Here is a 12,164-nt window from a genome sequence, read left to right as displayed (position 1 = left end):
ACTAACCTGGGTGGTGTTCTGAGCGTATTCAGCCTGTAAGACCAAGACCCAATTCGATTAAGCAATTAATCGAACCAGTCTGATAAAAGGCCCGGCATCGCAAGATGTCGGGTCTTTTTTTATGCAAAAAAAAGCCGGGCAAAAAACCCGGCTAAAAAGCTTTGGCATCGGGAATGCGAGTGCCAAACGAGAGAGATATAAGCTGATGTCTATATCAGTGTCATAGTGTATTGATCTGGTGGCAAAAAAACTTGAGTAAAACAGCCTGATAATCTGGGTGTTTTTTCCCTTTCAGGGCAGAGAAATTTTTCCCGGCAGTCACTGATGAGCGAAACAACGGGGGGCTGCTTTATTTCTGAAAACCCGCGTTGCAACTTGTTTTCCGGCTGAACGACAAATCAGGAAAATCCTGAACTGCAAGGCGGGGAATCCTGACGTCGCTAATCCAAGAGCTGTGTAGCATTTAATCGTCACCCGAATAGGTCGGGTGACCAACGTTTCTAAAAATTTTAGAGAGGATATAACTATGTGGACTAAACCTGAATACTCAGATATGCGTTTTGGTTTTGAAGTAACCATGTACATCTGCAACCGTTAATATCGGTTATTGATGTATGCTCGGGGTCCCAGTGGCCCCGGGCAACGTTAAACCCAATCCCATTCGTTCGAGTGGCATTCGGTTTAGCAGAAGGGTAGAGGATTTTATGTTCGTACATGTACTAGGGTCAGGCGCAGGTGGCGGTTTCCCACAGTGGAACTGTAATTGCGCCAACTGTAAAGGCGTCAGAGAGGGCACCATCAAGGCCAGCCCCCGCACCCAGTCATCGATTGCTGTGAGCGCCAATGGCACTGACTGGATACTGTTCAACACCTCGCCCGATATTAAAAAGCAGCTGGATGATTTCCCAGCACTGCAACCGGCCCGTGAAGTCCGTGATACCGCGATAACAGCGATTGTCATTACCGATGCCCAGATTGATCACAGTACCGGTATGCTGACACTGCGTGAGCACAACAAGCCCTGGGAAGTATATACCACCAAGGCAGTTTACGAAGATCTGACCACCGGATTCCCGGTTTTCAATATTCTGGGACACTTCCGTGGTATCAACCACCATGAAATCGCAACCGATCAGTCTTCATTCACCATTCCCAGCGCAGAAGGGCTGATTTTTACTGCTGTGCCATTGAAAAGTGAGGCGCCGCCGTATTCGCCCCACCGTCATAACACGGTACCCGGTGATAATATCGGGATGAAAATCGAAGATACCCGTACCGGCAAAAACCTGTTTTATGCCCCGGGACTGGGGGTTGCCGAGCCGCATGTACTTGAGTACATGAGCAATGCCGATGCCGTGCTGGTTGATGGCACTGTGTGGACCGATGATGAAATGTCTCACGAAGGTATCAGTGATAAACGTGCGCAGGAGATGGGCCATCTGGATCAGTCCAGCGAAGGCGGTATTATGAGCCTGCTTAATGCGATGCAGAAGCCGCGCAAGATCCTGATTCATATTAATAACACCAATCCGATTCTCAACGAAGAGTCGGAGCAACGGCAGATCCTGAATAAAGCCGGTATCGAAGTCGCTTATGACGGCATGGATATCGAACTATAAAACTTGCCATTAGATTTGAGAGGAAGAGAGCATGTCAGAAAAACCCGCCCTATGGTCCCGTGAAGAGTTCGAACAGAAACTGCGCGATAAAGAAGCGCTGTATCACATCAACCATCCTTTCCATAAGTTGATGCACACGGGCAAGCTGAACCAGAAACAGGTTCAGGGCTGGGTTGCCAATCGTTTCTACTACCAGACTGCGATTCCGATCAAGGATGCAGCGATCATGGCCAACTGTGAAGATGCCGAAGTGCGTAAACACTGGGTACAGCGGATTCTGGACCATGACGGCTATGAAGGTCAGGAAGGGGGGATCGAGGCCTGGCTGCAACTGGGCGAAGCTGTGGGGCTGAGCCGTGAAGAACTCTGGTCCTATGAGCATGTCTTACCAGGTGTAAGATTCGCGATTGATGCTTACGTCAATTTTGCCCGCCGGGCACCCTGGCAGGAAGCGGCCGGTTCATCATTAACCGAACTGTTCGCGCCGAAAATTCACCAGGCACGTCTAGACAACTGGCCGGATTTATATCCCTGGATCGATGAACGGGGCTACCGTTATTTCCGCAAGCGTCTGAGTGAAGCCAGACGTGATGTGGAACATGGCCTGCAGATTACGCTGGACTACTGTGATACACGTGAGAAACAGCAACGTGCCGTCGATCTGCTGCAATTCAAACTGGATATCCTCTGGACCATGCTGGATGCCATGTGGATGGCCTATATCGAAAACCGTCCGCCTTACTGTATGGACCTGGAAGTGGAGAAATGACAGAACCAAAGTTTAACGCTGACAGCGTGCCGGTACTGGCACTTGGCTACCGTTTCCAGTGGGAACCCGCCCAGGACTGTTATGTCCTGCTTTACCCGGAAGGCATGGTCAAACTGAACCCGGCCGCCGGTGAAATTTTGAAGCGTATCAGCGAGAAAAAACAAACCGTAGGCGAACTCATCGCTGAATTGAAAGCCGCCTTTAACGGCGCCGATTTAGACGATGACGTCTATCAGTTTTTGGAGGAAGCTCATGACAACGACTGGATCAGAGCAGAATAAAGCCCCCGGTAGCACCGGCGGTGAAATGGGGATGAATTCCCAAAACCATATCCGTCAGCCATTATGGCTGTTGGCTGAGCTCACCTATGCCTGTCCGTTGCAGTGCCCGTATTGCTCCAACCCGATGGATTTCGCCAATATCAAAAGCGAACTCACCACCGAAGAATGGATTAATGTGTTCAAGCAGGCACGGGCGATGGGGGCTACCCAGCTGGGTCTGTCAGGTGGTGAACCGCTGGCACGTCCTGATATCATCGAATTGATTCGGGAAGCCCGCAATCTGGGTTTCTACACCAACCTGATTACCTCCGGTATCGGGCTTGATGCCTCGAAAGCGCAGGCATTCAAGGATGCCGGACTGGATCATATTCAGGTCAGCTTCCAGGCGAGTTCAGAAGATTTGAATAATCTTATCGCCGGTACTGACGCTTTCCAGCACAAAATTGAGATGGCCAAAGCAGTGAAAGCGGCGGGATATCCGATGGTGCTGTGTTTTGTGACGCATCGCCAGAATATCGACCAGATTGAAGAGATTCTCGATCTGGCGATCAATCTTGATGCCGACTATGTTGAACTGGCGACAACCCAGTATTACGGGTGGGCCATGCACAACCGTGATCAACTGTTACCCCTGAAAGAACAGCTGGAGCGGGCAGAAGCCATCGCCCACCGTTATCAGGAAGAGCAGAAGGGCAACATGAAAATCTACTATGTTGTACCCGATTACTATGAAGAACGCCCCAAAGCCTGCATGAATGGCTGGGGTAATGTTTTCCTGACCGTAACACCGGATGGTACGGCGCTGCCCTGCCACGCGGCTCGGGATCTGCCGGGTATGGAGTTGCCTAATGTACGCGACTTGAGCATCCGGGAAATCTGGGAAGACTCCAACGACTTCAACCGCTTCCGTGGCTTTGACTGGATGAAGGAGCCGTGTCGCAGCTGTGATGAACGCTTCAAAGACTTCGGTGGTTGTCGCTGCCAGGCTTATATGCTGACGGGTGATCCGGCGATGGCCGATCCGGTCTGCGGCAAGTCCCCCGATCATCATCTGATCCTGGAAGCGATTGAGCGCGGCCGGGAAGAAGCAGCCAAACCGGCTCAGGAAGCCAAACCTTTAGTCTTCAGAAACCCGAAAAACTCAAAAGAAATCTGTGGCTCATAAATTTGCGATTCGCGCCAACGGCCTGACCAAACGTTATGGTCAGGCCGTTGCCGTTAATAACCTTGATTTAAATATCCAGTCAGGCCAGTTTTATGGCTTGCTCGGTCCAAACGGTGCTGGCAAAAGCACCACTATCCATATGCTCACCACAATGACTTCACCGACTAGCGGTGAGGCTTTTATCGCTGAGAAATCAGTCTTGAAAGAGCCGGTCGCTATCCGCGCCAGCGTGGGCCTGGTGTTTCAGGATTCTGCGCTGGATCGGATGATGACAGTGGATGAGAATCTGCAGTTTGCAGCAGCGCTGTACAATCTTAAACCGGCTCAGGCCAATGACCGTATCGAAGAATTACTGGCGATATTCGGCCTGCAGAAAAAGCGGCATATGAAACTGGCGGCTTTATCCGGCGGCCAGCGGCGTGCGGTCGATATTGCCCGTGGCGTATTACATAAACCCAAAGTTCTGTTTCTGGACGAACCGACTATCGGTCTGGATTTGCCCAACCGTCGGGCTATCTGGCGCTTTGTCGAACAGCTGCGTAAGGAAGAGGGTATGACCGTCTTTCTGACCACTCACTACCTGGAAGAAGCGGTCGCCTGTGATCGGGTGGACTTTATCCAAAATGGCAAGTTGCAGTATGGTGGCGCGCCGAATGCGCTGATCCGGGATTTGGCTGTTTATATCCTCGAGATTGATTGCGCCGATACGGAAGCCGTAAACCGGGCGTTGAGTCCGCAGTTCGGTCAGCCGATTTGGGAAGACGAGCATCTGAGCTATCGGGTCAAGGATAAAAATGTCGATTTCAGCCAATTACAGCAATCGTTGGGTGAAGCGGTGATTTCCCTGCAATGGCGCAAACCCAATCTGAATGATGTGTATTTATGGACCGTGTGTCCGCCGGAAACCGGAGTCGTAACATGAAGAACTGGCTGGCCGTGAAAGCCGTGGCCGGACGCGAGCTGAGTAAAGTTTTCCGTCAGCGCGGACGCCTGATAAGCAGCATGGTCAGACCGCTGATCTGGTTGCTTGTTATAGGCAGTGGTGTCGGCAGTATGTTGCAGGGGAGCCAGCAGGAAGGCTATCTGGGCTTTCTGGTGCCGGGTATTGTAGCGATGACACTGTTGTTCGCGGCTTTACTATCCGCATTAACCCTCGTCTATGACAAAGAATTCGGTGTGATGCGGATGATGATGATCGCCCCCATCGAACATTACTGGATCGTCATTGCCAAGCTGATCGCCGCGACCATTACCGCCATGGTACAGGCACTGATGCTGCTGGTGATCCTGGTCCTGATAGGGCTGATCGACTGGGATATTGCTTTGTTACTGTTAATCCCGTCTTTTGCTACCGCCATCTGCTGTGCTGCCATTGGCGGGCTGATCGCCGCCTGGTCCAGGACTTTAGACAATTTTGCCGTGATCATGAACTTTTTTATTTTTCCACTGTTTTTTCTCAGCGGCGCCTTATATCCGGTTTCACAACTGCCGGAACTGCTCAAATATGTGGTGTTGATAAATCCCTTTAGCTACGGTGTTGACCTGATGAAGCATGCGGTACCGGCAGCAGAAAGTGATTTTTCTGTTCTGACCGATATTTCGGTGCTGGCGGTTTTTTCGGTGCTGGCGATTGTGATTGCCTGCTGGCGCTTTTCACGTGAGTCAGTCCATGAGCCGTTGTTTCACCGGGCCACGGGTAAAAAGTCCTAGTACTTTTGAGGGATTTTCTTCAGGCCGGGGAATACTGAAAGAAAGGCACTGAACGGGTGTATTAAAGCTGTTTGAAAATAGGCTTATAATCCGGTTACGCCACGGCTTGCACCTATATAAGAAAGCCCTTATCCTAGCCACTCAAACCCGCTTTAGCGAAAGCAACAGGAGTAAGCAGTGGCCGAGCCAGACACCGCCCATGCCAATATGGTCAATCAACAGCTTCGCCCCAATCAAGTTGCCGATGCCAGGGTACTGGCTGCCATCTCGGATATTCCCCGGGAAAACTTTCTGGAGCCTGCGCTCAAAGGCTTGGCTTATGCCGATGTGCAACTGCCAATAGGCTGCGGCCAGACCATGCTGTCACCGATGGTTGAAGGACGCATGCTCCAGGCACTTGCCTTGCAGCCCGATGACACTGTGCTGGAAATCGGCACCGGTTCCGGCTACTTCACTGCGCTGCTGGCCAGACTGGCGGCAAAGGTTATCAGTGTTGAATATTTCGAAACCTTATCCCGTCAGGCACAGGACCGCCTGCTAGCCCTCGGCTTGCATAATATCGAGCTAGCGGTCGGAGATGCTGCCAAGTCCTGGCCCTTGCCGGAGAGAGTGGATGCGATTGTGATAACGGCCGCCTTTGTCACTTTACCTGAAGATTTTCTGAATCAGCTGAAAGTTGGCGGTCGACTGTTGGCCGTGGTCGGCAAGGCACCGGCGATGTCGGTACAATTAATACAACGAATCAGTGAACGGGAATGGCAGACACGTACCCTGTTTGAGACCGTTATCCCTGCCATGATCCATGCTGAACCCAAAGCTGAATTTGAATTCTGAAACACCGAGAATAGTCATGAAACAAATGAATGCAACTGAGCTGCAGGCATTACTGCAAAGTGGTGTTAAACCGCTGTTGATCGATGTGCGTGAACCCCATGAACTGGTCAACGGGGTCATTGAGGGGGCAGTGCCTATCCCGATGAATGATATTCCAGGACGCTTGGAAGAATTTGCGGCTTATCAGGATCAGACCGTGGTTTTGATTTGCCGTAGCGGCAAACGCAGTGCACAGGTCGGCCAGTTTATGGAACATGTGGGCTTCAAAGACGTCATTAACCTGGATGGCGGCATGAACGACTGGGCCAGTCAGGTCGACAGCAGCATGACGGTCTATTAGACAAAAGCTATGTGCTGCTGATACCAGCACCGTCATTGCCAGTAAAAATCTGTTTTTGGGTTTGGCTCTGACGCATTTTCACGCTAACATACCGACTGGTCGGTTTGTTGAAGTGCTGTGATTTGCAACGCTTTTTCTAAAACAGACGCGCTGAAAACATCGCAATGCCTAAGGAAGGAAGATGAAAAAACTCGCTTTAAGTGCCATGCTGGCCACAGCTATCATGTCACCCCAGGTCTGGGCGGAAGATCTGATGGATGTATTTACCCTGTCACTGAAAAGTGATCCGCAATTACTGGCAGAGGCGGCGTCCCGTCTCGCTGTCGGTGAGCTGGATGATCAGGCCGTAGCGAACTTTTTGCCCCAGGTAGATTTAAGCGCGGACACCAATAAAACCTGGGTTGATGCCTCGGCACAGAATTTTGGTGGCCAGACTGATTACAACAATCACGGTTACACGCTGAGTTTAGTTCAGCCGATTTACCGGCGTGAGAACTTTGTGCAGAAAACGCAGGCTGAAATTGCGATTGATGGCGCATCATACAGTTACGCCGTGGCTGAGCAATCACTGATCCTGAGAGTGGCCGAACGTTATTTCGCTGTGCTTGGTGCAGGGGATGATCTGACCTTTGCGCTGGCCGAAAAAGAGGCGATTGCCAAACAGCTGGAACAGATACAGCAACGCTTTGATGTCGGCATGGCCACGATTACGGATGTCACTGAAGCGCAGGCGGCTTTCGATCTGGCCAGTGCCGCCGTGATTGAAGCTGAAAACGCGCTGGCCAACGCCAATGAACAGCTGCGGGAGACCACTGGCAAATATGTGGATGATCTCGCCGAGCTGGAAGCGGAATCACCGCTGGTCAGTCCAGAACCCGCCAATATTAACGAGTGGAGCGAAACGGCGCTGACACAGAATCCCTCGATAATGGTGGCCAGAGCCAACGTCAACACTGCTGAGCAGAACATTGAATTGCAGAAAAGTGGTCATTACCCCAGCCTAGATCTGGTGGCCCAGAAAAATTACGACTCGCAGAGTGACGGTAACTTCAGTGGCAGCAGTAAAACCCACACCGATGTTATCGGTATCCAATTAAATGTCCCACTCTATGCAGGCGGGGCCGTGGTATCACGCACCCGCGAAGCCAGCTATCGTCTGGATGAAGCGATGCAGAATGAAGAACAGCAACGTCGTTTTGTGACCCGCCAGACACGGGAATCATATAACGGTGTGATCTCCGGTATCAGTCGGGTGCAGGCATTGAAACAAGCCGTGGTGTCTAATGAAAAAGCCCTGGAATCGACTCAGGCCGGTTATGAAGTGGGTACCCGGACCACGGTGGATGTGCTCAATGCCCGCCGTAATCTGTTCAGTGCCCGTCGCGATTATGCACGTTCGCGATACGACTACATTCTCGATACCTTGCGTCTGAAACAGGCGGCCGGTATCGTCACGGTGGAAGATTTGCAACAGATCAACACCTGGCTGGGAGCGTAGTAATGGAAATTAATATGTCGATGGCAGACAGCGGGAACAGCATGCTGATGGTGATCGATATACAGGAAAGACTATCCACCGCAATGCCTAAAGGGGTCCGTGACCGTGTTGTCGAACAGGTGGAAGTCCTGCTGACCGCGGCGGAAGCGCTGTCGGTGCCGGTGGTGGCGACTGAGCAATATCCGAAAGGCCTGGGGCCGCTGGAAGCACCGATCCTGGCAAAATTGCCGGCGGGTTCACCCGTGATTGAAAAGACCAACTTTTCTTCAGCCAAAGTCGAGGCGGTCAGGGCGGCACTGGAACAAAGCGGTCGCAAACAGATTTTTCTGGCCGGCATGGAAACCCATATCTGTGTCCTGCAAACCACGCTGGATTTGCTGAAACAGGGTTATGAAGTCTTTGTCATTGAGGATGCGGTCAGTTCACGCGCCAAAGGCAATCAGTTCAACGCACTGCAACGGATGCGACTGGCCGGTGCAGTGATCACGAATGTCGAGTCGGTATTGTTTGAATGGCTGGGGGATGCCACTCATCCCGAGTTCAAAAAGCTCGCCAAGCTGATTGTTTAAAGCTTAACGCCGCGCCCGTTTTTCACGGCGTTGCCGGCAGTTATCCAGCGTCTGCTGACGTTCATCGCTGTTCATCGACTCCCAGCCAATTATCTCATCAATCGAACGAAAGCAGCCGCGGCAGATTTCTCGTTCATCAAGACCGCATTTGCGAATGCAGGGGCTGGGGATAAAGCTTGGCTGATTCATGACCGCTATTTTACCTTCTTACAATGATAGAAATAATTCTTCATCGTTTGTCGGTTTGGCTGAGGCACGAAGTCTAACAATCCGGTTGGCAGATATGCACCTCATGCATGTTGCCTCTGTCGCTTATTGGCAACACCGGCTTTGGCTTTTTTAGTCAGGCTGGGCAGTTTCTCATAATCGGGGACGCCTTTGATCTTGGCCCGCGCATAATCCAGCTTCAACTGCGCTTTCACCCGATTCTCATCAAGCCCCAGTTGTTCGGTCATCACCACATAAACCATTTCAAACAGCCTTCTCAGCGCGATTTTGTAGCTCTGGCCTGCCAGATCATAGAGTTTGTCTGAAAGTTGCATAAACCGGGCAAATGGCTTGTCATCCAGAATCAGCGGCAAGCTGTTGATAAAGCGGCCGGAATTGGCAATCATGTCCCAGAAGCGGGCAAAGCGGTTGACCCGCTGCATGGTCATAAAATCGACGGAGTTGGTCGACAATATGTTATACGGCGGCAGTGGGTTGAAGCGCAGATCATAAGGGTCGTTATGCCGGTTCAGTGGTGCACCGCGCAAACGTTTGAGAATGCCTAGCTGGATTTCATGCGGCTTCAGTGCTACCAGTTGGTCAAAGCTGTCGGCGAAATTCTCCAGCGTATCGCCGGGCAGGCCGAAAATCAGATCGGTGTGCAGATGCGCGCCGGTATGTTCACGTAACCAGCGGATATTGTCGCGGGTCTTGTCGTTGTTCTGTTTACGGCTGATGCGGGTCTGAATGTCAGGATCAAAAGTCTGGATACCAATTTCAAATTGCAGGCTCTGTGGTGGAAACTGTTTCAGTACTGCTTTCAGTTTTTCAGGCAGGTTATCCGGTACCAGTTCGAAATGCAGGTAGAGATCATCGCTCATCCGCTCCAGAAAAAACGCCAGAATGCGGGTACTGGTGCTGACTTTGAGATTAAAAGTGCGGTCGATAAACTTGAAGTTACGCACACCGCGCTGCCAGAGCTGGTCAATTTCCTCTAAAAACGGTTCCAGCGGGAACGGGTTTGCGGTTTTATCCAGTGCTGACAGACAGAATTCGCATTTGAAAGGACAGCCTCTGGACGCTTCCACATAAATCAAACGGTTACGGATATCTTCATCGTCATAGAAGCGATAGGGCAAGGTCAGCTCATCCAGCCTGGCGGGCTGGCCCTCGATAAATTTGTCTGTCGGTAATGCCTGCTCAAACACCTGCTGGCACAGGCCGCGGAAGCTGATTTCACCCTGACCGCTAATTACATAATCAGCCAGTTCACACACTGCAGGCAGATCAGGATGGTGACTGACCTCGGGACCGCCGAGCACAATAGTGATCTCCGGGGCTATCTGTTTGATCAAAGCCACCGTGTCATGGATTTCCGCAACGTTCCAGATATAGACGCTGAACCCGATAATTTTGGGCCGGTAACTGAGTAATGTCTCCGCAATATTCAGTGGCCTTTCCTGAATCGTAAACTCAACAATCTCTGCTTTGGTCTGTAATTCGTCCAAATTGGCATAAAGATAGCGCAGGCCAAATGCACTGTGCATGTAGCGGGCGTTAAGGGTGGTCAGCAGAATATCGCGCTGTGATGACATAAATACCATTCAGGAAAGATGAAGCTTTGAAAACAAAGACTTAATTATACCCCGCTGACAGCGGCAGACCTATCACAAAGATAATTGCTGGCGCAGCGTGTCTGCATACTGTTGCAACTGGCTCAGAACCTCGGCCTGCTCCTGACTCAGTTCCTGCTGGCGACATTCCGCAAGGGCCGCTTCAAAGCGGGACAGGTTGAGGATGCTGTCCGGGGCATTGTCTCCCAGACGCTGCTGGCGGTAGTTGAGCCAGACCTCCTGTTCAGCCGGATCCAGGGTGTCAGGCCAGTTACGGGCACGATAGCGAAACAGCAGTTCATGCAGTCGACTGTCTTCAAACGGTATCGACAGTGTTTTCAACATCTCCGGCTCGGCGCTGCGGATCACTTCCATTTTGCGTTTGTCGTTATCGCTGAAAAAACCACCGCTGTAGAGGCTGGCATCCGGATCATCAACCGGCTCAAATTCGGGTCTGGTGAAAATCGCATTGATCTTGGCCGTCAAATCGCCGGCCGCGTTGAGCATAGCAAGATGTTTATCATGTTCGGCACGATCAATTTGCAGACGCGCTGCGGCATCCTCATCCAGCGTGCTGGCAGGCACCACCACCGGGCACTTGTTGATATGCAGCGTTTTCAGTGCCGGCCTGCTGGCACCATCCTCCAGGTCTGTCGTTGCAGTGAAAAGCCGCTCACGCAGGGTGTCGGCATCGAGCTCAACCAGATCACTGGGGTCATGACGCAAATCGTACACAATGATGCCGTTGTTGTTAGTCGGGTCCTTGGCCACTGGCACGACCAGCGCGGTACCGCAATACTCGCCCGGATACATCCGCGAGACGTGAATGACCGGCTTGCGTTCATTCAGATTCAGCAGTGGCGCGATATCATGCTTACGGCGATGGTTGAAAACAAATTCGTAGAGCTTGGGCTGGGCATTTTTAATCAGCTTTGCCATTTCAATAGTGGCGTAGACATCGGCCAGCGCATCATGGGCGCCGCTGTGTTCAATGCCATTGGCGGCGGTTAAATCCTCCAGCCGGAAGCTGGGCTTGCCATCTTCCCGATCCGGCCATTGGATTCCCTCGGGGCGTAAAGCCCGCGTCAGCCGCACCATATCGATAATATCCCAGCGGGAATTACCGTTTTGCCATTCGCGGGCGTAGGCATCATAAAAATTACGAAACAGGGTGTAACGGGTGAATTCATCATCAAAGCGCAGACTGTTATAGCCCACCCCGCACGTGCCCGGTTCGGCCAACTCAGCATGAATGCGGGCAATAAACTCAGCTTCGGGCAGGCCTTCTTTTTCCGCCTGCTGGGGTGTCAGACCGGTGACCAGTGCCGCCTGCGGATGGGGCAGAAAATCACCGCCGGGTTTGCAATAAATCATCAATGGCTCATCGATGAGATTCAGATCTTCGTCAGTGCGGACACCGGCGAACTGCATCGGCCGGTCAAAGCGGGGATCAGTGCCCGAAGTTTCGTAGTCATGCCAATAGAGCGTAGTCATAGGATTCAGTGAATGTAGGCCGGAAGGTGTAACTTAACTGAGCACCGCTAAGAGAACAAGCCGGC

14 protein-coding genes are annotated in these 12,164 nt (G+C 51.8%); 11 read left to right on the top strand and 3 right to left on the bottom strand.

The features are described 5' to 3' along the window. Positions 1–526: 526 nt before the first annotated feature. The 11 genes from pqqA (at position 527) to FH755_RS05295 (ending at position 8,785) form a co-directional block, all read left to right on the top strand. Entirely contained in the window at positions 527–598 is a 72-nt protein-coding gene (gene pqqA / locus FH755_RS05345) for a pyrroloquinoline quinone precursor peptide PqqA (protein WP_081443609.1), read from the top strand. A gap of 106 nt (positions 599–704) precedes the next feature. Further along, positions 705–1,619, top strand: coding sequence for a pyrroloquinoline quinone biosynthesis protein PqqB (gene pqqB / locus FH755_RS05340; protein WP_292439360.1), 915 nt, complete (start codon positions 705–707; stop codon positions 1,617–1,619). Between the two features lie 31 nt (positions 1,620–1,650). Further along, positions 1,651–2,388, top strand: coding sequence for a pyrroloquinoline-quinone synthase PqqC (gene pqqC, locus FH755_RS05335; RefSeq protein ID WP_292439358.1), 738 nt, complete (start codon positions 1,651–1,653; stop codon positions 2,386–2,388). Next, a complete protein-coding gene (gene pqqD / locus FH755_RS05330) occupies positions 2,385–2,669 on the top strand; it encodes a pyrroloquinoline quinone biosynthesis peptide chaperone PqqD (protein ID WP_292439356.1) in 285 nt (94 codons plus the stop codon). The genes pqqC and pqqD overlap by 4 nt, the downstream gene beginning before the upstream one ends. Continuing rightward, positions 2,641–3,834, top strand: coding sequence for a pyrroloquinoline quinone biosynthesis protein PqqE (gene pqqE / locus FH755_RS05325; protein ID WP_292439355.1), 1,194 nt, complete (start codon positions 2,641–2,643; stop codon positions 3,832–3,834). Before pqqD ends, pqqE begins: the two co-directional genes overlap by 29 nt. Then, entirely contained in the window at positions 3,824–4,756 is a 933-nt protein-coding gene (locus FH755_RS05320; RefSeq protein ID WP_292439353.1) for an ATP-binding cassette domain-containing protein, read from the top strand. The genes pqqE and FH755_RS05320 overlap by 11 nt, the downstream gene beginning before the upstream one ends. After that, entirely contained in the window at positions 4,753–5,544 is a 792-nt protein-coding gene (locus tag FH755_RS05315; protein ID WP_292439351.1) for an ABC transporter permease, read from the top strand. Before FH755_RS05320 ends, FH755_RS05315 begins: the two co-directional genes overlap by 4 nt. A gap of 177 nt (positions 5,545–5,721) precedes the next feature. Further along, positions 5,722–6,378: a protein-L-isoaspartate O-methyltransferase gene (locus tag FH755_RS05310; protein WP_292439348.1), complete on the top strand. Its 657-nt coding sequence runs from the start codon at positions 5,722–5,724 to the stop codon at positions 6,376–6,378. A 16-nt stretch (positions 6,379–6,394) separates the two neighbouring features. Then, entirely contained in the window at positions 6,395–6,718 is a 324-nt protein-coding gene (locus tag FH755_RS05305; RefSeq protein ID WP_292439346.1) for a rhodanese-like domain-containing protein, read from the top strand. Between the two features lie 181 nt (positions 6,719–6,899). Next, positions 6,900–8,216: a TolC family outer membrane protein gene (locus FH755_RS05300; RefSeq protein WP_292439344.1), complete on the top strand. Its 1,317-nt coding sequence runs from the start codon at positions 6,900–6,902 to the stop codon at positions 8,214–8,216. 2 nt (positions 8,217–8,218) lie between these two features. Beyond that, a complete protein-coding gene (locus FH755_RS05295) occupies positions 8,219–8,785 on the top strand; it encodes a hydrolase (protein WP_292439342.1) in 567 nt (188 codons plus the stop codon). Between the two features lie 3 nt (positions 8,786–8,788). Here FH755_RS05295 and FH755_RS05290 read toward each other — a convergent pair whose 3' ends face one another. From FH755_RS05290 to sbcB, 3 genes are all read right to left on the bottom strand, one after another. Beyond that, on the bottom strand, positions 8,789–8,974 hold the full coding sequence (locus tag FH755_RS05290) for a DUF1289 domain-containing protein (protein ID WP_292439340.1): 186 nt from the start codon (positions 8,972–8,974) through the stop codon (positions 8,789–8,791). Between the two features lie 101 nt (positions 8,975–9,075). Next, positions 9,076–10,587 (bottom strand): DUF4080 domain-containing protein, encoded by a 1,512-nt coding sequence (locus tag FH755_RS05285; protein WP_292439338.1) that lies wholly within the window; start codon positions 10,585–10,587, stop codon positions 9,076–9,078. Between the two features lie 72 nt (positions 10,588–10,659). Further along, the gene (gene sbcB, locus FH755_RS05280) at positions 10,660–12,099 is read right to left on the bottom strand and encodes an exodeoxyribonuclease I (RefSeq protein WP_292439336.1); all 1,440 of its coding nucleotides are present in this window, start codon (positions 12,097–12,099) and stop codon (positions 10,660–10,662) included. Positions 12,100–12,164 lie beyond the last annotated feature (65 nt).

This window comes from Methylophaga sp., assembly GCF_009711715.1.
In the GTDB taxonomy this organism is placed as follows: Bacteria; Pseudomonadota; Gammaproteobacteria; order Nitrosococcales; family Methylophagaceae; genus Methylophaga.
Note: the sequence above shows the minus strand (reverse complement) of the source record. Positions and strands in the feature narration are given on the sequence as shown.